This is a genomic window from Halobacteriovorax vibrionivorans, assembly GCF_003346865.1.
Lineage (GTDB): Bacteria > Bdellovibrionota > Bacteriovoracia > Bacteriovoracales > Bacteriovoracaceae > Halobacteriovorax_A > Halobacteriovorax_A vibrionivorans.
Window position 1 is genome coordinate 159,425 of sequence record NZ_QDKL01000002.1, and the last position, 21,395, is coordinate 180,819.

Here is a 21,395-nt window from a genome sequence, read left to right on the forward strand (position 1 = left end):
GCTTTCTTAAGAAAAAATTTACTTGTTCTTAAACTTTCAAATTATTAGAATTCTTCAATGAAGAAGATTGAAAGGGAGGTTTCTACCATGACGATAGAAACAGTAGAGTACCAAGTAGTTGACGGGATCATTTTTACAAAAGATATCGATGGCCTATTTCGCCAAGAAATTGATATTCCACTTGATCATATAAGAACATTGAAATTCGCCTATCAAGATATCGAGTTTGATGATTATAACTGTTATTAATTCCTAATATACAAAAGTTAGGATCATCCCTTAAAATGTCATTATTAATGACTTAAAATAAGGGATTTATTCATGTTAAGAATTATCTTACCTATTCTTGTACTCTTAATATCATGTACAAAGAATGACTCAGAATTTAAAAATAGCTATCACATAGAAGAGAAGAACCCCAATGCTGCTTCAGTCGAAGAACTTCAAAACATCAACCCAGTTCTTCTCATCTCTCTTGACGGTTATCGTCACGACTACACTAAGAAATATTCACCGAAGTTTATTTCTCAGTTTGCAAAGAGTGGGACACAATTAAAGAGCCTTGTTCCAGCATACCCGACTAAGACTTTTCCTAATCATTTATCTATTGCCACTGGCAGATATCCAATGAATCATGGAATTGTGGCCAATCACTTTTATGCACCTGATTTAAACCAAAGTTACTCACTTAGAGATCGCAAAGCAGTTAAAAACTCAGACTTCTATCTTGCCACTCCAATCTGGTCAGCTGTAGAAGAGCAAGGACTTAGGTCTGCGACTCTATTTTGGCCAGGCTCTGAAGCCGAGATCAGTGGCCAAAGGCCAAGTTATTGGTATGACTATATTCACACAATGCCACATGAGGCGCGAACGAAACAAATCATTGAATGGCTAAAACTTCCTCAAAAGGAAAGGCCATACTTTATTACACTTTATTTTCCAGACGTAGACTCAGCAGGACATCACTATGGAACAAACTCCAAAGAAGTAAAAGAAGCGATTTTAAAAGTAGATAAAACGTTAGAAAGTTTTATTGCCACTGCAAGAAAGATTGTCCCTAACTTAAATATCATCATTGTCTCAGACCATGGAATGAAGGATGTAGACGAAAATAAGAAAGAATTAATTCTTAAGAATGAGGAACTTCTTAGCATGAAAGAGGATTATCGAATCTACGGTTCAGGTCCGATTGTTCAATTCTACTTAAAAGAGAACAAAAGAAATATCTCCCAAGATATTAGCTCTATCAATAAGTTAGCACAGAATTTTAAATGTTTTGATAAAGATTCAACTCCAGAAAAACTACACTTCAGATCAAGTCCAAGAGTTGGTAATTTTGCCTGTATCGCTCAAGATGGATATTGGATTGCCGCAACAGAATTTAAAATGCCTAAGGCCTCTCATGGTTGGGATCAATATTCAGATATGGATATGCATGGAATATTCTATGCAAGTGGCCCCGACTTTAAAGAGAGTTACTTAGGAGAATCAAAAGAGAATATTCATATCTTCCCTCTTATCCTTAGAATCTTAGGTCTTGAAAATCAATATACGATAGATGGAAATCTAGAAAAAATAAAAGAAGTTCTAAAATAAAAAAAGGCAGGTTTTCACCTGCCTTTCTTTTATATCAATATCTAACTTAATAAGAAATTACATATTTTTTGGCTTATACCAACATAGTGGTCTAATACCTGTTTCGTAATTATCGATTCTATTACAAGTACCAATAGTTGCATCTCTTTTAGATACATCTTCATTTAGATCTTTATCACAAAGAGCTCCTTGGAAGTAAGTATCTAGACGACACTGACCTGCTGGGTGCTTATCATCTGTTTTTCTAACTACTGATGAATCTGGAGTTGTAAAAGATACTGGACGTCCAGAGTTTAGAAGAGTTGCTAAACCTTTAGAAGCTTGTGCCATTCTCTTACATAGTGCATTTTCATTTTCATCAGACCATACTGAATCACACTTCTTTTCAACTTCTGGATCGATTTCCATTTTTGAAACGATACGAGCATTATTGTCATCTTGAAAGATTCTTCTGAAACACTTAAGTGATGCCCAGTAATCAGATTGACCTTCGTTTGATGCCCATGATGGGATCCAAAATCTCTTGATCTTTGGAGCACCTGCTAGGTGGTGTCCTAATTCGTGACATACTACTAGTGCAAATCCATCTGGAGATACAAGCTCATGACGAGCTAGACCACCAAACATGTGAACATTCCATACTCCGCCAGCTTGGTTAGCGTATGCATTTACTGTTCCGTCTTCCCACTTGCGGTGAAACTTAAGAGTTGCACCCTCTGTTTCTACTACTGGAGCATAAACTTCATTTGCACGATCGATAATGATATTGAAAAGCTCTTCAGTCATTCCATTACCTGTTAGAGCATCAACTCCACGATACATATCGTTTGTTGGCATGAAACCTGTTTTTCCGTGAATATCACAAGAATAAGATTGAATTGAAAAGATTGCAGTGATTAGTGCAATCAATAGCGTTGATTTTCTCATCTCTTTCCTCCCTGAAAGTATATAATTAAATGTAAACAAGTCATTATAGAAATTTTGAAAACTATTTGAAAAGAAAAAATTTTTATTTGCGAGTTTAAGTCAGAAGCATTTTACTCAACTATTAATCTTTTTAAGAATTTGAGCTGAGTAAATACTTTCCTTACCTGAAACAATTTGAGCAATAATCATGGCAACGATCAGATAGGGTAAAATATGATGGCCAAATATTTCAGCTCCCATAACGATACAAGCGAGAGGTGTATTTGAAGCTGCTCCAAAGACGACACAAAAGCCGATTGCGGCCAAAAGATTAGGGTTTATCGTTAAAACTGATGAAAGCCATGAACCAGCAGTCGTACCGATATACACTAAGGGAGTAAACTCTCCCCCTTTAATTCCAGATATTAAGGATATCGCAGTAAGTAGAAATTTTAAAATAACATCCTTTATTGATACGAACTCAACAAGGGCCTGCTGAATAACTTCGATACCAAGCCCTGTATATCTTTGTTTAGAGATGTCATCTAATACGTAGTAAATCATTATTAATAATAAACTACCTAGAAAAGTTATAAGTAGAGGCTTACCAAAGCTTTTAATAAATGACTTCACATTATCGATCAGTAAAATAAATCCTCTAGCAAGAGCACCAAAGAATAGCCCTGCAATGATTGAATACCAAAGCCAATGCCAATTAAAGTCCAAACTTGTAAATCGTATATAAGTTGAATGAGGTGCATATAGTAAATGAGTCGTGTAAAAGCCAATATATGAAGCGATCAAACATTCTAGAAATGTTGAAAGCTTTATCTTTACATTTAAATAAATTGCCTCAATACCAAAGATCGCACCTGCCAATGGTGCACCTATGGCCGTTCCAAATCCGGCCCCACAGCCGGCCATTAATAGAACGGCACGCTTTCTTTTTGAGTGCTTAAAGAGTTTTGCCAATTGCTCGCCGATGGCGCCTCCCATTTGCACAGCACTTCCCTCTCGTCCAACACTTGCTCCAAATAAGTGGGATATAAGAGTTGAAAACATAATGAGAGGAATCATAATAAATGGTATTTTTCTTTTAGGTCGATGAACCTCATCAATGATCAGATTATTTCCTTGCTCACTAATTGGAGAAAACTTTTTATAACAAAAATTTGCAACGACCATTGCAATAGGTAAGAAATAAATAAGAGCTGGGTATTTAAATCGCGTTGTAGTAACTAACTTTAGAAGATGTAGAAAAACTGAAGAAGCAATTCCTGTTAAAACTCCTAATACCACGAAAGTGAAATAGTATTTTAAGTCTCTTTTTTCATTTAGTTCATCATCTGAAATTGCCATAATTCCATTGTAAGTAGGAATCATGGCAACGTCTATTTATAATTCTACCAAGTTCCAGTGTTTTCCATTTCTTTCCAAGGAGACTTTGGTTCAAGAGCTTCACCTTTTTGAAGTAGCTCAATTGAAATATCATCAGGAGATTTTAAAAACGCCATATATCCATCACGAGGTGGACGATTTATCGTTATCCCCATTTCTTGTAAACGCTCACAAGTTTCATAAATATTTTCAACTCTAAATGCTAGATGTCCCCAATTACGGCTACTATTTGGCATTTGCTCAAAGCTTCCATCTTCATTTGGCCAATTATATGTCAGTTCAATAAGTGGAGACTCTTCTTTCTTTGCTCTTTCAACATCACCAGGAGCACTTAAGTAAACCAGTGTAAAACGTCCAGCTTCACTCTCAATACGATGGACTTCTTTAAGCCCTAATTTATTGCAGTAAAAGTCCATACTTTCATCAAGATTAGTTACACGAACCATTGTGTGGAGAAATTCCATCACGACCTCCTATTTTATCCAATTTTTGTGGTCAATTTTAAACTCATATTAACAAGAAAAATGGCGATAACGTACTAAAATTTCGTAAGGTTTTTGTAGGCCCTGGACCTTATCGTATAATTTTGTGAAGTAAGAAAAGGATACAATATGAAGTATTTAGGACTAGTTGTTTTTGGCCTCTTTTTTAATTTCTCACTACAGGCCAGTGGTGTTGATCGAAATATGACTGCCTCCATGATTGATAAGATGGTAGCAAAAGGAATTATTGGCCCAGAAGAAGCAAATAATGCAAAGTCTAAACTTGCGGCGATGCCTGACCAAGAATGGAATCAATTATCTGACTTAGGAAGAAAGCTTGCTTCAAAGCAGATGAATAACAAAAATGTTGATTTTGATGTAGAAAGCGCGGCAAAGAATATTGATTTTGACTCAAAACAATTCAAAGATATTCAATCTCAAGTAAAGAGCATAATGAATAGTAATTAAATAAAAAGGCCACTATAAAAGTGGCCCTTGTTTAATCTTCTCTAAATTTTTTATCGTGTATTTCTGGATGAACATATTTTTCAAAATAGTCTCGAGATATCCTTTGGCGAGAGTCATCCTTCTCTCTTGAATCTTCAGGAATCTTGTCTTCGACATAAGCCGCTGAGTTTGAGTAACTACCTTCATTTCCTACGCTTGAAATATTTCGATCTTTTTCAGCGTATGAAAATAGCGAACTAAAAATCATGGCAAACAATAATAAACGCTTCATAAATAACCTCCCATTTCCTTCGGGAATTGAAATGCGTTAAGTTTCCCTACAAGTTAATAATACTGCACCTTGGGAGCATTTTAAAGGGCCCGGCAAAATAATGATCAAATCTTAACATTAAGTTTACATTGAATTTATGCTGCCGATTTAAGTTCCTGATTAGACAAGACTTCATTGATCTTTTCAATCAACTGTTCTTCAGTAAATGGTTTATAGATAAATCCATTTACATATTCATATACATCCTTGTCTGAACCTTCAAAATTTAAGTTTACGCACCCACTGGTTAATATGAACTTGGGTTGATTAAGGTTCTTATGTGAGCGAATTTCTCTCAATAACTGTGGGCCATTCATATTTGGCATCTTTAAATCAGAAATGATGATATCGAATTCCTTTGGATCATCTAAGTACATCTCTAAGGCAACTTTTCCATCTTCAGCAGTCTTAGTATTAATTCCCAAGTCCATTAACATCTCTTGTAATAATTCTCTAATACCTTCTTCATCATCAACGACTAAGGCATTACATTTTACACATTTAATTTCTTTAGCTTTAACTTCGACACTTTGATTCATCATTTCTTGCTTTATCTCCTCTTTCTTGGACTCGTCCATATATGCAGGAACGACAACTTGAAACTCAGTCCCCTTTCCAATCTCACTACTAACATTTATTTTTCCATGAAATATATCCTGGACGAATTCACGAGTTAATGAAAGTCCAATACCTGTCCCACGTCCAACGTCTTTAGTTGTATAAAATAGATCAAAAATCCTTTCCTGATCTTCCTTAGTAATACCAGCTCCATTATCTAAAACTGAAACGGCTATGTTTTCGCTATCTGACTTTACGATAACTTTTATGAGTGCATTTTTCCGATTTTCAACGGCATCTCTTGCATTAGAAATTAGATTAATCAGCACCTGTTGAAACTTACCTCTATCTCCTTTGATATAAAGGTCTTCATCAATTGATAGTGAAAGAAGAACTTTAATACCGTCTTTTTCATATAATTCCTTAAGCATTGAAACAGTATCAATACAAAGCGCACTTACATTAAAAAGTTTTTCTGACTCATCAGCATCATCTCTAGACTGACGTGAGAATTTTCTAAGTGCAGAAACGATTCTCTCAATTCTTTTAACTGATTTATCTACCTTTAAGAGTCTTTCGCCGACATCAGTTTGACGATTAACTAGCTCTTTTAACTTCCCTAGTTGTCCAATAATAATAGATAAAGGATTATTTATCTCATGACCTATTCCAGCTGCTAAAACTCCAATTGATGCCAGCCTTTCATTCTGACTAGCTATTTTCTTCTGCGTCGCAATTTCATCATATTGTCTCTCTATTGCTCTTTTTTGCTTTTTAACTTTTAAAGAAATTAATTTCTCTCGTTTTAAAGCTGATTCCACGTTGTAGATAACTAGTCCAAATAAGGCCGCAAATAACGTAAGAATTAAAATATAGTCAAAAGATAAAGTTAGAGATGAGAAAGAAACAGGTTTTGTGACTTCTATATAGTAATTTTGATTACCGTCAACAATAAAGACTTCTTCATTAAAGTAATTCATCATCCCTGAATCTAGATCACTTTGACTAGTTCGTAAGTTAATCCTAATCCCTGAAAGACCACCTTCCATAAGGTCTCTAGGTATTAGTGAATTAAATTTAAACACCATTAGAGCGCGACCTTTCGTGCCGTCAACAGAGCTTACATCTTGAAAGATATAAACATTAGAGGTGTCTTTATCGAAACCAGAAGAGTTTTTACTTTGATATTTACCGCAATTATCTCTTCTACTATTTAGAGTTTTATATGTTGTTCCATCTTCGCCAAAATAACAGATTGAAGAAATATTTAATTTTGAGAGCATATTATTTGTGAAATTATGAAATTCCCACTTATTCACATTTAGTGACGATGAAAAAAATTGTGCAATTGTACTAAGTACTTCGCTCCTTAAATTTCGAGCGGCCACAATCCCTGCAGACAGCTTCCTTGCATCACTTTTAAACTCTTCATGGTACTTCTCCCTCAACACTCCATCCCTTTGAAAGTAGAGAATGACAAGGAAGGCCAACCCAGAGAGTAATAACACAATGGAAATCTTAGATAAGCCACGCATCATTAAGGACCTTTTTTTATATTTACCTAACTCACATCGTCATCTACATAACATTCTAAACTTAATTATTTGTTAACAAGTGTTGTCAAAAAAAAGGCCTTCAAAATATTAAGATAAGTTCCTAATATTTTATTACATATAAGGGGGTCTAATTTTTCTTATTAGACAGATTAATTAAACTCGCTTATAAATTAAGTACACACACAAAGAAAAAAAAAGACCACTGGAGAAAAAAATGAAGATGAAACTACTCTTCGTAACCCTACTGTCGTTCGCTGCGACAGCAAGCTACAACCCTCAACAACTTAAAACCTTAATTTCAAAATCTTATTCAAATTCAGACTTAAAAAGTAATTTAAAAAGAATGACTTCAGATGGGCACTACAGAAACTCTTATCGTACGGCCCGTGAATACCTCTTTGGTGAACTTCACTTAAAAAGAGATGGAGGCCATGGACAATATATTCGCGATGTTTATTGCGATGAGGTCTACACGAACTCGACACCAAATATCGGAACAATTGGAAGAAATAGAATACCAAATCACCAAGTCGTAAATTGTGAGCATACATGGCCACAATCAAAGTTTGGAGGAGCTGATCAAAGATACCAAGTGTCTGACCTTCACCACCTCTTTCCTACTCAAAGTCGTGCAAATAGCATCAGAGGAAATTATAACTTTGGTGAAGTTGATAGTAAGAATGCAAGACTTGATGATTGTCAGGTATCAAAATTTGACAACCACACTTTTGAGCCACCAGAATTTCACAAAGGAAATGTCGCTCGTGCAATGTTCTACTTCTCAGTACGTTATGGCCGCAGCTTAAACTCTCATCAAGAAAGACTATTTCGCCAGTGGCATAAGCAGGACCCAGTAGATGCTGATGAAAGAGAAAGAAATGAAAAGATTGAGCGTATTCAAGGAAATAGAAATCCATTTATCGACGCTCCTGAACTTGTTTCAGAAATTCAAGACTTCTAATATATTTTTAAATTATAGAAATATGAAGGGCACTTATAAGTGCCCTTTTTTATTATTTTGAATAATAGACTTGGCAATGAGATGAACACTCTTCGAAGTTTTGAATATCACCGCGCTGACTTAATCTCAATCCTCTTAAATTTGCTAAGAGATCCTCTAACTCCGGTGTCCCTCCACCAAATAAGTCATAAAGCTCTTTTGCTACACCAATCATTGCCGTAGGCTTAACTCCACATTCAATTCCAACAATACAAGAAATTGTACAATGCTTATACTTATCAACTTCTAGATTCTGTGTTTCAAGAACTCTTTTATAATATGTAGCTGATTCAATTGCACAGATTAGTCCATCAGAAGCAAATGACGGAAGTGAAACGCAAATTAATACAGATAAGAATAGGTTTTTCATACCTAAAAACTTAATGCATATCCTATGCTTAGGCCATCTAAATTCTCAGTAGGAAGTACTGTGAACCAATATGGTTTTCCATAATCCATATTATTGAAGTAAATCCCCCATGCATAGCTCATCCCAATGGTCATACCAGCTGTAACATCATGAAGATAATGCCACTCGTCGTTTATACGACTAAAAGAGATAAATATTGCAGCGAGATGGGCCAAACTCCCCCACAAAACACCATCCTGCGCTAAAACGACAGAAGCAAATGCAAAAGACGCCGAAGCATGCCCAGAAGGAAAAGAGTCATGCTCTTGAGGATAACCAGGTCTCGTTTCATGAATCATACTTTTTAACGCTACTGTTGTCCCTACAGTATAGAAAGTGGCCTGAAGCATATGAGAAGCTTTTTTAGCGCCTCTAGCACCACCTAATAAGTAGTTGCCTAAGATATATGTTCCATTTAGATAACCATAGCCAATATCCCCGCCAAACTTACCTAAGCCTTTTAGGTGATTCTTAGCAACTGCTCTTCTTTGGATTTCATCAAAGCCTTTAATTTGTTTAAGTAGACTAAGACCAGCAGTAATTGTTGTTCCGGTCCAAAAGATATACTTAGCATCAGTACAAACAGGTGAAGTGAAATCAGATAGGAACCAACCACACTCATTCGCACGAGAGCTGACTGGATTATAGATAAGAAAAAAGAATAAAATTAGAACTCTTTTAAAAAATGTAGACTTAATAAATAGCAAACTTAAACTTCCTTGTTTCTAAGCTTACTTATTTTACAGCGTATTTAGGATGTTTGCCTACACCTACATTTGTTTCAATTAAAAGTCTTAAATACAATGAACTAAATCACCTAAGAAGCGATTAACTTTTTGATTTCACGATCAGAGCGTTCACCAAAGTCCTTATTTGTATATTGAGTGACTTGCTTGCCTAGCTCTTTATCTAAGTTCTTTTTAAGAATACCTAGAAAGGAAGGTGCCGCTACGATTTCAAGTTCATCAAATTTATTTCTTGTACGATTCTTTTCAAGAAAATCATTGATCTCTTTTGCAAAGCTAATTTCATTATGCTCTTTAGCAGTTGTCTTTGGGGAAAATGATTGTTGTCCATGACTATGACTTTGTGACATTGAACCTCGACGATCAGAAACCTGTTCAGACTCACTTCTTTTGGCCGTAGGATTTTCTAAACTTTCTATTAGTTTTAAATCTTTTCGTTTAATACGCTCATAAACTCGAGCACTAGATTTATTGGCGACAATTACCCATGAACGATTCATAGAGACCTCCTGTATGAGACTATAACCATCATCGCCTGATTTTATAAAAACTACTAACTAATTAAGGTAAAGAATAAGCTTTTTACTTACAATGTGAACATATTTGGAAACTTATATTTCCTTTTCCATGATGATTTGCTCGATACCATCATCTTTAATACGCTTTTCAAAAATATAGAAACCAAATTTTAAATTAAGACTTATCATTTCAGGAAAACGATCATCTGTATGAGTACGTAATTTTTGGAATCCCTGCTCTCTAACCCATTCGTGTTGTCTTTCCATCAGCTTAGTTGCTAACTTTTGTCCACGATAAATTGATGAAACACCACCAATCCAACTATAGAAATAATCCTCGCGATCATAACCGATTTTAAAGGCAATAGGCTCATCACCATCAAAGAAGAACTGCGCTAGAAACTTCTTACAATGGCGAGTTTTATCTCGCATTTTTTCTATACTATATGGAAGACTAAAGATATAGCCATTAACCTTTGAAACGATTTCAAAAACTTCATCGGTATTCTTTGTATATTCTCGGTACTCATAATCTGACATATTTATTCAATCCAAACTCGATATGATTTTTTAGGGTCATTAATCTCAAAAAGTGTTTGAGGCCTATAATCACTATCTTTAACTTTTTTGACAATACTCTCAAGATCAATATTTCTTTCTTTTAATTTAACTAATGCAACATCTGGCATTAATGTTTCGATATGCTTTAGAGAATAAATAGGAAGTTTTATATTCGCTTTTTCTTTGCCATCTCTTTTTATGACAATTCGAAGTTTTGTTGCCTTCTGCATATCTCCTCACTAAATTAACACTTAAAAAAATTATCATAGGGTATTCTTTTTGTTTAGGGAATATAGCGACTTAGAATATAAGATAATTTTATTCTACATATACTACACTTGATCATTATTTAGACACAAGACTCACGTAACCCATTGAAATAACGATCGTTTTTTTGGCACCTCATCTGCAACTAAACTAATGATGATAAGATTCTTATTTATACTATTCACATTCAACCTCTCAGTTTGGTCAGCAGATCTTCATCTGTTTAATTCAGATGATGTCTTCAATGACAACTTTGCACAAAGTATTCTTTCAGGGGAGCTTAAAGCTGGCGAAAGTATCCATCTACGTGGAAAGAGCGTCATCTACAAAGAAGTCCTTGGAAGTGGGAATACGACCTTAATATTAAAAGTACACGACAATGAAATGGGACAAGATTTGGCCCTTAGACTTCCCCATGGAAACCAAGAAAAGAATTATAATATTCATGATGGAAAGCGATTTATAAATCATTCCTTTGCTGGATTTAGTGAGCTAGAAGAAACCAAACTTCCAATTCCAATGATTCATTCATATGAGGATAGCTCTTACCTTCTTGTAGATGTAATAGAAAATGACTTTGACTTGAAAGACTTTCTTACAAATAACGAATCAATACCAGATGTAGAAAAGGCTCATATTGAAGAAGCTCTTTTTGACTTTGCAAAACAAAGTGCAATTTATCAAACTATTGGAGATTTCCATGTCGAACAACTTGTCTATTCAAAGGCAAAAGATAAATGGTTTCTATTAGATTGGTCATCTGGCCATGAATTAGCACGACTGCCATCATCACCAACTCTATTTACTCAACACTTTTTTACAAATAGCAAACGTCCTATCACTGAATACGAATCGAATTTACTAAATAGCTTAAACGAGATTGTCAGTGAAGAAAGAACGAAACAATCAGAACTAGATACAATTGAGCTTGAAAAAATAAAGCAACAACTTAGTGAAATAACAGATTACAAGGGAATCTTAGAAGTTTACAAAGACATTGAAACAAAGCATTTAATGTCTTTTTATACCTTATTACAAAAGGACTTTATCTCCAATCACTTAAACAAATTCCCATCTGGTGAGTTAAAGAAACAAGAGTTAGAGCTACTCCTTAATCACTTAGGAAAGTTTTCTCCTTACTACTTTTCTCAATTTGCAGAAAAGGTCATGGCCAATATTTATGACCTTGATGCATTTATGTTCATCTATAAGAAAATGAATGAAATTGGATTAGACGAAGAACTTGAAGACGATATCTCAAATATTATCTCTGATAATATTCAAAGAATACTCTCTAATACAACAGAGTCGCCAGAGGCCACAGAAACAATTGAAAAGCTTAAGGGTGATTTTGGACTAATCAGCTATCGAACTAAAGATATTCTTGCAAAAGCCCCCGACTTTTTAAGCCCGCCCCAAAGCTGCCAAGAAGTACTAGCGGAAATTCTCAATTCATAAGAATCATAAACTTAGCAACACTACCTAGGCAGCCCTTCAAATGAAGGTAGTTCATCTAACTCATCTTCCCAATTCGCTTTACTTCCAATAAACAAATGAGCATTAGGTTTTATACTAACAGGAACGTCCAAACTACCTGCAGGTACTACAATCAAGTCACCATTATTTTGAATGCTAGGAACAGCTGAACCACAATTAGTACAAAAACTTTTAACGTGTCTTGTTTGAGGTAAATTAAATGTCTTAACGAGGTCTTCTCCAGATAACCAACTTAGCTTTGAATTTGTCGTAAAGAGGTTTGCCGCATGAGCAGATCCTGTATCTTTTTGACAATACTTACAATGACAAAGAAAGAAGCTTTCAAAACTTCCTTCAAGGTCAAATTTAATCTTTCCACATAAGCAAGACCCTGCATTCTTGTTACTCATACTTATCCCTATTAAATAGTTTGAAAGTTGAACAAATGGTATTTATGGCCCTTGTTCTACTATAGTATGCAATAATTTAATAATTGTTGGCAAAAAAGTACTGAAACGCAGTTATTATAAGGAAAGTTAAGAAATTACTTAGATTAATGTTTCATATAGCGTATATTCATTGCTATGACAGATAATATACCATTTGAAGACTTTAATTTAAGCGCAGGCCTCCTTGAATCCATTAAAAAATGTGGTTTTACAACAGCAAGCGCCATCCAAGAACTTACAATTGATCCAATCTTAGAAGGTAAAGACATACTTGCCCTTGCTGAAACAGGCTCTGGAAAGACTGCGTCATTTGCCATTCCTATCATCGAACACATCATTCACGATGACCTCGTGAAAGTTGATGATGTTCACTATGTTGTCCTATCTCCCACAAGAGAACTAGCGCAGCAAACTGCAAAGGTCTTTAACGATCTCGGTAATGACTCTGGAATTAAAACGATTTGCGTTATTGGTGGTGAAAGCCTCGCAAAGCAAAAAGAGCAAATAAATAAGGGTGTGCATATCATTATTGCAACTCCTGGCCGCTTAGTGGACCTACTTAAGCAAAAGGCCGTCCTCATTGATCGCACATACGGAATCGTATTTGATGAAGCTGACCGTTTATTTGATATGGGCTTCCAAAAAGATATCGAATACACTCTTGCTCAAATGCCAGATGACAGGCAATTAATCATGGTATCGGCCACGACTAATATGGCAGTTTTAAATACGGCCTATAAATTTAACTCAACGCCGATTGAGCTTAAGTTAAATGAAGATAATATGGTTGTTGATCACATTGATCACAAGCTAGCGATGGTTAACGAAAATGAAAAGATGGGCCTTCTCGTAAACCTCATCCGAAACCACGAAGACGCATATGCACTTGTCTTTTGTAACACAAAGTTTCAAACACACTTAGTTGCTGAGTGGCTAATCGCAATGGATTTCAAAGCAAAGGCAATCTCAGGTGGACTTTCTCAAAGTAAGAGAACAAAGCTAATCAAAGATTTTAGATCAAAAGACACGACGATCCTTGTTTGTACAGATGTTGCAGCACGAGGGCTTGATATTAAAGATGTTAACCTTGTTATCAATTACGATCTTCCTCAAGATGCTGCTAACTATGTTCACCGAATCGGTCGTACAGGGCGTGCAGGTTCAGAAGGTGAAGCAATAAGCTTTTGCTCTTTTGATGACTGTGAATACCTAGACCCAATTCAAGAATTTATTGGCGATAAAATTCCAAAATTTGAAGTTGGACCAGATGATATTTCTAAGCAGCTTTCAAAGAAGCCATTCATTGATCGTAAAACTTACAAAGTTGTCGATAGAACGACTGGCAAGCCTCTAACTCAAGAGGAAAAAGATAAGCGAAAGAAACCTGTACGCAAGAACGCCCAAAATAATTCAAAGAAGAGAACTCAAGAGAGAGTGAAGAAAACGCCTGTAAATGAGCAATCGACAACAAAACCAGTTAAGAAAATAGAAAAGAGACCAAATACACCAAAGTTTACGATTCAAGCAGACTCTCAAGAAAGTGCAAAAAAAGCCGCTCTTGAATTCTTTAAGATAAAATATGATTCTCAACTAAGCCTTGATGAATCGACACCTGGACGTAAGAAGTTTTTCTTATTTGGAAAAAGGCTTACAAAGTTCACTTATAGTCTTAGACCAACGTATAAGAAGATCGTGATGCCTTTCTTAATTGATGTCATAAAGAAGGCAAACTTAAAATTATTTGCAAAGTTCTCATTCAATGGAAAGAATATTAAAATCTTCTTTTCAGGAAAAGATGAGAAGATGTTAACACGTGATAATAATGAGCTACTCCAAGCTCTTGAACACCTGACAAGACTACACCTCTACAACAGTGTTGAAGTCCCAAGAGAAGTCAGACTAAACTTCAAGTGTAAGGGTATTAAGAATCAAGAAGACTATCTTATTAAGATGGTTGAGCGCGAGACAGCTAAAGTGCTAGACACTCGTGAGCCAGTCACACTTAAAGCATTAAACTCTTCAGATCGCAGGCTTGTTCATCAACACCTTGATAAGCACAAAGAAGTTAAAACAGTCTCGATCGGTGAAGGCCGAATGAAGAAGATTCAAATAACACTAGTGTAATTTTCTAATCCAGGTGCTTCTTCATTTACCTTACATTAATGAAGTCTAGCACCATTTGGAACGTCTTTATCTAAATCGAAAAGAACAATATCATTGTTTTTGTCTGAAAATCCCATAACAAGAACTTCCGACATAAACTTGCCTATTTGCCTTGGAGGGAAATTTACTACGGCCAATACTTTTTTACCGAGCAACTCATCTTTTGAATAATGTACAGTGATTTGCGCACTTGATTTCTTTATACCTACACCATCACCAAAGTCTATTTTAAGCTTAAAGCTTGGTTTTCTAGCTTCCGGAAAGTCTTCAACTTCAACGACCTCTCCAATTCTCATATCAACATCAAGAAATTGATTAAAATTAATTTCAGCAGCTGGCTCACTATTTGGATTAAAATCAAGGTGCACTTGCTCTCCCATTCTAATTTAATTCGAAAACTTATTTTAGGGTATAAAAATACCCTTGTAAAAAAATAGAGTTTTGTAGTGTGCAATGTTTTGATGATTGAAGGTAAAAAAATACTCGATGCAAACTCCCCCGCATCCTGCTCGTTGGATACCTCCGCCCATCGTGGGCTACGGCCTGCCCGAACTCGCACTCATAGAGATCATCTTTTCACTTGGTACTTAAGAGATAAAAACGTGCGCTTTGGGCACGTTTTTTCGGTCAGGTTGCTCTAACGAGCAAAGTCCTGAAAATCCTTTTTGGATTTGTAGTGTGCAATGTTTTGATGATTGAAGATAAAAAAAAGCCAGATCAATGATCTGGCTTTTTTATGGTGCCCCGACGCGGATTCGAACCACGGACACAAGGATTTTCAGTCCTTTGCTCTACCAACTGAGCTATCAGGGCATAAATGATTTGGTTCCAATAAATTAATGGTTTATGCCTTCTTCGTCAATAGAAAATTAAAAAGTTTTTTAATTTTAATTTGAGATATCTTTAATTATTATGTCTGCTATGAATGAAAAATTTTTAAGTATCGATAAAATTATTTTAACAGTAAATGAGACTACGGTTAACGCCCTACTCTTTAGACCACCACAAACTAAGCTAAAAAATACTGGTTACGCTATTTTTACTCATGGATATACTTCTCACAAGATAAGTATTTTTTCATGGGCACAGAAGCTTTGTGACGATGGAGTCCCAACTTTAATCTTTGACCAACCGGGTCACTTTACTGGATCTTTTCACGATGTGAACTCATTTGAAGACTTTAAAAATGACGCACCGGAACTTTTTAAAGAAGCAATTACAAAATTAACTCAAGCCTATCCAAATCAAGAAAAGAAACTTCTAGTTGGTGGCCACTCACTCGGAGCTCTTACATCTATTCTAGCAGTTCAAAATAACTACTTTGAAGGCTTTGACATTCATCATGTTGGTGTTGGCTTTGGTGTTCCACCAGAAGGTGTCACACATGTATTTGATACGCCTTTTTATCAGGCCACAGTAAGAGCAAGAGCAGAGCTTGTCTCAACCCACCTTGGCCCAGATACAATCTTTCCTTGGATCAAGGATCAAAAACACAATTTAACCTTATCAGGTCACAAAATTCACCTCATCTCAGGTGAAGATGATGTGGTTGTAGGTAAAGAGGGAATGGAGAATTTTGCAAAGATCTTAGAAGAACTTGGCAATACAGTGACAATGGAGAAGCCTAAGAAGCTTGGCCATCACCTACCAGATATGGCCGGAAGTTTTATAAAGAAATATGCAAAGAAAATTGATCTAATCTAGATAATAGCGAAGGTTTTTTAGCATCCCAACACGTCCAGTGCGCTCAAGAGGAGTGCCTTTGAATTGACGTCGATACTCACGATTACTCATGGCCTCAAGATCATTAATAATCTCATCCACAGGCCTTGTTAAAAAGAAGTCGATAAATTGCCTTCCACTTTCTTTAAACGCTTCAGAGTCGCTTTCTAGCTTTCTCTCAAGCCTCTTATTCCAAGGACAAACATCCTGGCAAATATCACAACCAAAGAATTCTCCGCGGGCCTTATCAAAGCCTTCAGGTGCTTGAATATCTTTAAAATGTTCGATGGTAAAAGTTGATATACACTTATCTGCAACAATTGTTCGCTTCTCTAAATCAATAGCATCTGTAGGACAAGCATCCGCACAACGTGTGCACTGGCCACAGTGATCCGTTTCAAATTTATCATTTGGGGCCTCCACTTCTTTATTAAGTAAGAGTGAGCCGATTATGAAGTAGCTTCCAATATGACGATTAATAAGCATGGAATTCTTTCCATACCAACCAAGCCCTGACTGATAAGCAAAGTCACGCTCAAGAATTGGTTGGGTATCAAGAGAGAACTTAAATTCAAGATTCGGGTCAAGCTTTTGTAACTCTTCCCCTATGGCCTGTAATTTATCTCTCACCTCATAATGATAATCACGACCTTTAAATCCAACAACGTAATTGGCGATTTTTAGCCCATTGCTCTCGCTACTTTCATAGAACTTCTTAGCACTACGAGCGATATGAGAGTAATCAAAAGCGATAACTAATGTTGACTTAATATCAGGATAGTAATTTTTAAGATCTTCTCTTTTTATAGCACGTTCATCCGCAAGATAGCCAAGGGCACCATAGAGCCCATCACTTACCCACTTTTTGAATCGATCAAGAGACTTTGGTTTTGATTCAGAGACGACACCCCATACTTTAAGGCCTTGGCCATTTAGGATATTTTGGATATCATCTCTTTTAATCATGACTTTTCAATAATTTCGATAGCACCTGTTGGACACACTCTGATACATTCATAATCAAGAGTACAGTGCTTAATATTGTCTTTATTAAGTTTTGTAAGCTTTGTTTTCTTATCAGCTTGCCAAATCTCATGCGGACAAATTGAAACACAGTTTTGACAAGTTGAGCAGATATTATGATCTAGTAAAATTCTTTTTTTTTTATCTTCTGCTATATCAAAAGGTTCTTCACCAGATTCTTCATGATGCTTTGCTTGTTTGATTATTTCAACTTTCACCGAGTTAGAATAACCTTTAGAGAAGATCTTTCCATCACCTAAGGTAACAACGATCTTATCTCCGTTAAAAAGCCCCATCTTCTCTTTTGCATGATTCACAATATACTTAACGTAAGAGCCTGTATCTTGTACTTCTTCTTCTACAAGATATGGATAAACACCCCAGTATAAACAAATACGACGAGCGGTACGAAGATTATGAGTCACACCTGCAACTGGTGTTTGTGGTCTAAACATCGAGACCTTACGACAAGAATTACCACCTTCAGTTACTGCAAGAATTCTCTTTGCTTCGACTTTTTCAGCAATCATTGATGCTGCAACCATTACTGATGAATTAACAGAAGAAAGGTCAATATTTCTAAGAAGAGGTCTCTCCTTTGGAGTCTTCTCTGCTTCATAAATAATATTACTCATCATAGTAACTGTTTCAACTGGATACATACCAGAAGCCGACTCACCAGATAACATAACAGCGTCTGTACCGTCCCAAATAGCGTTGGCAACATCACTTGCTTCTGCTCTAGTTGGTGTTGGTGCATCTGTCATACTCTCAAGCATTTGTGTCGCAGTAATAACAGGAATCATACGATCATTACACTTTTGAATAAGCTCTTTTTGAATTGAAGGAACAAGGTGGTTACCTACTTCAACCCCCATATCACCACGAGCAACCATAATGACATCTGTAATATCAAGAATTTCTTCGATATTATCTAGGGCCTGTGGTTTTTCTATCTTAGAAACAATAGGAACTCTTACTTTTAGCTTATGAAGTAAGGCCTTCACTGTTTGAATATCTTCTTTTTTACGAACAAAAGAAAGTGCGATGTAATCGATATTATGTTTTAGAGCAAACATTAAATCTGCTTCATCTTTTTCAGTAAATGCAGGAGCAGAAACTTCACAGTCAGGAAGATTAATTCCTTTATTAGACTTAAGCTCGCCTCCTACAATAACTTCGATTTTATAAACATCACGATCACGCGTTGTCGCTTTTGCTATTAACTTTCCATCATCAAAGAGGATTCTTGCACCATCATGACAATCATCAACAAGCTTTTCGTATATCGTAGGAATATAGCAATCTTTATACTCAGGATAATCTTCTTGCTTAGACGAAGGACCTATTACCCATGTTTGGCCTTTTTCTAATTGAAGGCCATTTGGTAATTTATCTGTACGGATTTTTGGACCTTGAAGGTCGATTAGAATCGCAATTTCACGTCCAAGGTTCTTAGAAGCCTGACGTATATTTGAGATAAGCTGTGCATGTGCCTCATGAGTACCATGGCTCATATTTACACGAGCAACATTGATCCCTGCTTTGATGAGTTTTTCAATCATCTCAACAGTGTTTGATGAAGGACCTAAAGTCGCAACAATCTTCGCACGACGGACTCTGCCCATTCCCATTATCTCTCCCTGAATTCTTATATTTCAATTCTTTCTAATTAAGCTTTTCGACTTGCTTGCTGTTCTGAGAACATTCCCGAGCTAATCTCCTTAGATCTTTCTTCTAAGGCCATTGCATTTGCAGCGCGTACCTCTTCAATACGGTTTTCATATTGATTAATAAGGTTTCTTCTTTCAAGCTTAGAGTTCTCATATAAAGTATTATATTGATTTTCAAGTTCTGTCACTTTACTCATATACTTTCTTTGAGACTCATCACGTTCACGTGCAAGCATATCTTCATAGTAATCTACCATTCTTTTTACTTGAATGTCTGCTCTTTGTTTAACTTGAGATAAACGTTTATCAAAGTCACCTCTAACTTCTGCTAGATGATTTTGATTTTCTCTATCCTTAAGAGCAATAGCATTTCTAGTCTGTTCTTTCAAATGCTCTGCTTGTAAATGGTTTGTCGTTTTTATACGCTCAATCTCTTTAGCATTAGCTTTCTTAAGACGACTTAACTTACCTTCATAAGAAGAAATTAACTTTTGGTTTTGTTCTTCTAGTTGTTCGATTTTTTGCGTCATAGACTTAGTAAGCTTCTCTTTATTTTCCAGGAAGCTTTCTTTAACTTCTTTCATCTCTTTTGCATGCTTGAAACGGGTCTCTTGAATAAATTCTTTTGACTCATCAGAGAAGTCTTCTTGCATTTGAGAAATTGCCTCAGAGTTTCTATTATTGATCTTTTGAATCGTTTCACTAAATTGATTTCTTTGTTTTTCATTTATCTTTTTAGCGTGTTCTTGTTCGTTGTAAGCATTGACATCTTTTGCCATAAGCTTTCTCTTATAACTATCATGAAGCTCTTCAATGTCATTATTAACTTCAACATTGATTTCACTTAGCTTATCACTCTTAAATTCGGCCATATCCTTTTCAAGAGCTGCGATATAATTTGATGCTTTTTGTTTTTGATTTCTTAAAACTTCTTTTGTTGACTGGGTACGACGACGTTCTTGAATATCTGCATTAAATCGATCGTCTTCAATTTGATCGCGAATATTCTTAATACGAGTTTCGTAACCACGCTTTGTTTGATCTAATTTATCATTGAAGATATCTTCGCGATTACCACCTGAAAGTTTTTGGTTCATTTCACGACGTGCTCTATCTAGAGAACGCGCATGTTGATTTTGAAGATCTGTTGCTGCTTGCTTATTATCACGTTGTTCAAGTTTTCTCTTTCTTGAGTTACGAATATTGATATCATCAATAGAGGCCTTAAAGCTCTTTTGATTTTCAGCAAGTTGTTTATCTTTTTGATCTCGCAAATCCTCTATTCTTTCATCTTGATATGATTTAAGAGATGCTTCTCTTTGTTTATGAGTTTTACGTAGATTTGTTACATCATCATTAAATTCTTCGTACAGTTTTGCTCTTTCACTACCATGGGCCTTATTTGATTGTCTGATCTCATCTTCAAATCTTCCAATCAAACGACGACGATCATTCTTTGTTGCTAATTCATGATCATGAGCTGTATCGCGGGCATTAGCATAAACATCTTTGATCTTTTCGTTAAAATGTCCTTCCATTTTATCGATAGTATTTTCAAAACGTCTTTGATTCGTTGAGAGTCGATTTCCCATCGTGGCCACATCATTCTTACCTTTGGCGTCATATGCTTCACGGATATTTTTAAAGCGATTATTAAAATCATCACGTATATCTTTGCGCTCTCTTTCAAAGTCGCGCTTATTTGTATTTAGTTTACTTAGGTAATCTTTTTGCTGCTCTTCAATTTTCTTTTTAGTATCTTCCGTTGAGATTTCTCTGAAACGATCTTGAGTTTCTTCTAGCTTCTGAATTGAATTATCATAAGCCTTTCTTTGCTTATTAAGACGATATTCTTGAGTTTCTTTTAACTCATCTAACTGACGATCATAATTTTGGCGCTGCTCTTCGCGCTTACGATTAAAATCCTCTCTGCTCTGTGACAATCTCTTACTATAGTCTCTAACGTCCATAAACTTTCTTCCAATTACCTAAAATATGAAGATTAAATAGGCCAAAATTGGCCAGATTACCTTACTATTCTATCAATTCTGAAGAATTTAAAAAGGCCGGGAATAAATGCCCGGCCTTCTTTATATAGTAAATATCAGAGTCTT

At 35.7% G+C, this 21,395-nt stretch carries 22 protein-coding genes and 1 tRNA gene; 7 read left to right on the forward strand and 16 right to left on the reverse strand.

The genetic code is table 11. From position 1 onward, the window contains the following. Positions 1–57: 57 nt before the first annotated feature. Together DAY19_RS15140 and DAY19_RS06535 are read left to right on the forward strand one after the other, a co-directional pair. Positions 58–249, forward strand: a complete 192-nt coding sequence (locus DAY19_RS15140) for a hypothetical protein (protein ID WP_133296905.1) — start codon at positions 58–60, stop codon at positions 247–249. A 72-nt stretch (positions 250–321) separates the two neighbouring features. Further along, complete coding sequence (locus DAY19_RS06535; RefSeq protein ID WP_114706398.1) at positions 322–1,596, forward strand: alkaline phosphatase family protein; 1,275 nt, start codon at positions 322–324, stop codon at positions 1,594–1,596. A gap of 57 nt (positions 1,597–1,653) precedes the next feature. Here DAY19_RS06535 and DAY19_RS06540 read toward each other — a convergent pair whose 3' ends face one another. The 3 genes from DAY19_RS06540 to DAY19_RS06550 all read right to left on the reverse strand — a co-directional run bounded on the left by DAY19_RS06540 (position 1,654) and on the right by DAY19_RS06550 (position 4,364). After that, the gene (locus DAY19_RS06540) at positions 1,654–2,523 is read right to left on the reverse strand and encodes a hypothetical protein (protein WP_114706399.1); all 870 of its coding nucleotides are present in this window, start codon (positions 2,521–2,523) and stop codon (positions 1,654–1,656) included. A 114-nt stretch (positions 2,524–2,637) separates the two neighbouring features. Further along, positions 2,638–3,861, reverse strand: a complete 1,224-nt coding sequence (locus DAY19_RS06545; RefSeq protein WP_158536818.1) for a chloride channel protein — start codon at positions 3,859–3,861, stop codon at positions 2,638–2,640. A 44-nt stretch (positions 3,862–3,905) separates the two neighbouring features. Further along, a complete protein-coding gene (locus tag DAY19_RS06550) occupies positions 3,906–4,364 on the reverse strand; it encodes a VOC family protein (protein ID WP_114706401.1) in 459 nt (152 codons plus the stop codon). 147 nt (positions 4,365–4,511) lie between these two features. Here DAY19_RS06550 and DAY19_RS06555 point away from each other — a divergent pair, with 147 nt between their 5' ends. Continuing rightward, complete coding sequence (locus DAY19_RS06555; protein ID WP_114706402.1) at positions 4,512–4,850, forward strand: 30S ribosomal protein S20; 339 nt, start codon at positions 4,512–4,514, stop codon at positions 4,848–4,850. Positions 4,851–4,881: 31 nt separating this feature from the next. Here DAY19_RS06555 and DAY19_RS06560 read toward each other — a convergent pair whose 3' ends face one another. Both DAY19_RS06560 and DAY19_RS06565 read right to left on the reverse strand, forming a co-directional pair. Further along, positions 4,882–5,121, reverse strand: coding sequence for a hypothetical protein (locus DAY19_RS06560; RefSeq protein ID WP_114706403.1), 240 nt, complete (start codon positions 5,119–5,121; stop codon positions 4,882–4,884). A 134-nt stretch (positions 5,122–5,255) separates the two neighbouring features. Then, positions 5,256–7,166, reverse strand: coding sequence for a hybrid sensor histidine kinase/response regulator (locus DAY19_RS06565; protein ID WP_158536819.1), 1,911 nt, complete (start codon positions 7,164–7,166; stop codon positions 5,256–5,258). A 322-nt stretch (positions 7,167–7,488) separates the two neighbouring features. Here DAY19_RS06565 and DAY19_RS06570 point away from each other — a divergent pair, with 322 nt between their 5' ends. Beyond that, complete coding sequence (locus DAY19_RS06570) at positions 7,489–8,235, forward strand: endonuclease I family protein (protein WP_114706405.1); 747 nt, start codon at positions 7,489–7,491, stop codon at positions 8,233–8,235. 52 nt (positions 8,236–8,287) lie between these two features. Here DAY19_RS06570 and DAY19_RS06575 read toward each other — a convergent pair whose 3' ends face one another. From DAY19_RS06575 to DAY19_RS06595, 5 genes are all read right to left on the reverse strand, one after another. After that, positions 8,288–8,644 (reverse strand): hypothetical protein, encoded by a 357-nt coding sequence (locus DAY19_RS06575; RefSeq protein ID WP_114706406.1) that lies wholly within the window; start codon positions 8,642–8,644, stop codon positions 8,288–8,290. Between the two features lie 2 nt (positions 8,645–8,646). Beyond that, complete coding sequence (locus tag DAY19_RS06580; RefSeq protein WP_114706407.1) at positions 8,647–9,390, reverse strand: phosphatase PAP2 family protein; 744 nt, start codon at positions 9,388–9,390, stop codon at positions 8,647–8,649. 110 nt (positions 9,391–9,500) lie between these two features. After that, on the reverse strand, positions 9,501–9,929 hold the full coding sequence (locus DAY19_RS06585; protein WP_114706408.1) for a host attachment protein: 429 nt from the start codon (positions 9,927–9,929) through the stop codon (positions 9,501–9,503). Positions 9,930–10,040: 111 nt separating this feature from the next. Continuing rightward, positions 10,041–10,487: a GNAT family N-acetyltransferase gene (locus tag DAY19_RS06590; protein ID WP_114706409.1), complete on the reverse strand. Its 447-nt coding sequence runs from the start codon at positions 10,485–10,487 to the stop codon at positions 10,041–10,043. Positions 10,488–10,489: 2 nt separating this feature from the next. Next, positions 10,490–10,738, reverse strand: a complete 249-nt coding sequence (locus tag DAY19_RS06595; RefSeq protein ID WP_114706410.1) for a hypothetical protein — start codon at positions 10,736–10,738, stop codon at positions 10,490–10,492. A 190-nt stretch (positions 10,739–10,928) separates the two neighbouring features. On the opposite strand from DAY19_RS06595, the gene DAY19_RS06600 reads away from it, so the two are divergent. Continuing rightward, complete coding sequence (locus DAY19_RS06600) at positions 10,929–12,233, forward strand: hypothetical protein (RefSeq protein ID WP_133296906.1); 1,305 nt, start codon at positions 10,929–10,931, stop codon at positions 12,231–12,233. A gap of 20 nt (positions 12,234–12,253) precedes the next feature. Here the strand turns inward: DAY19_RS06600 and DAY19_RS06605 are convergent, their stop codons facing one another. Next, complete coding sequence (locus DAY19_RS06605) at positions 12,254–12,661, reverse strand: GFA family protein (protein WP_114706412.1); 408 nt, start codon at positions 12,659–12,661, stop codon at positions 12,254–12,256. A gap of 174 nt (positions 12,662–12,835) precedes the next feature. Between DAY19_RS06605 and DAY19_RS06610 the strand changes: the two genes are divergently transcribed. Then, entirely contained in the window at positions 12,836–14,824 is a 1,989-nt protein-coding gene (locus tag DAY19_RS06610) for a DEAD/DEAH box helicase (protein ID WP_114706413.1), read from the forward strand. A gap of 35 nt (positions 14,825–14,859) precedes the next feature. Here the strand turns inward: DAY19_RS06610 and DAY19_RS06615 are convergent, their stop codons facing one another. Together DAY19_RS06615 and DAY19_RS06620 are read right to left on the reverse strand one after the other, a co-directional pair. Continuing rightward, positions 14,860–15,231, reverse strand: coding sequence for a tRNA-binding protein (locus DAY19_RS06615; RefSeq protein WP_114706414.1), 372 nt, complete (start codon positions 15,229–15,231; stop codon positions 14,860–14,862). Positions 15,232–15,600: 369 nt separating this feature from the next. After that, positions 15,601–15,676: transfer RNA gene (locus DAY19_RS06620), tRNA-Phe, on the reverse strand. Between the two features lie 108 nt (positions 15,677–15,784). Between DAY19_RS06620 and DAY19_RS06625 the strand changes: the two genes are divergently transcribed. After that, entirely contained in the window at positions 15,785–16,567 is a 783-nt protein-coding gene (locus DAY19_RS06625) for an alpha/beta hydrolase (RefSeq protein WP_158536820.1), read from the forward strand. On the opposite strand, the gene queG is transcribed toward DAY19_RS06625, so the two are convergent. Genes queG through DAY19_RS06640 form a run of 3 tightly spaced genes read right to left on the reverse strand, consistent with a single transcriptional unit; the run spans position 16,559 to position 21,224 of the window. Then, positions 16,559–17,551: a tRNA epoxyqueuosine(34) reductase QueG gene (gene queG / locus DAY19_RS06630; protein ID WP_114706416.1), complete on the reverse strand. Its 993-nt coding sequence runs from the start codon at positions 17,549–17,551 to the stop codon at positions 16,559–16,561. The genes DAY19_RS06625 and queG overlap by 9 nt on opposite strands. After that, positions 17,548–19,242, reverse strand: a complete 1,695-nt coding sequence (gene pyk, locus DAY19_RS06635; RefSeq protein ID WP_114706417.1) for a pyruvate kinase — start codon at positions 19,240–19,242, stop codon at positions 17,548–17,550. Before pyk ends, queG begins: the two co-directional genes overlap by 4 nt. 38 nt (positions 19,243–19,280) lie before the next feature. Further along, on the reverse strand, positions 19,281–21,224 hold the full coding sequence (locus DAY19_RS06640; protein WP_133296907.1) for a coiled-coil domain-containing protein: 1,944 nt from the start codon (positions 21,222–21,224) through the stop codon (positions 19,281–19,283). Between the last annotated feature and the right edge of the window lie 171 nt (positions 21,225–21,395).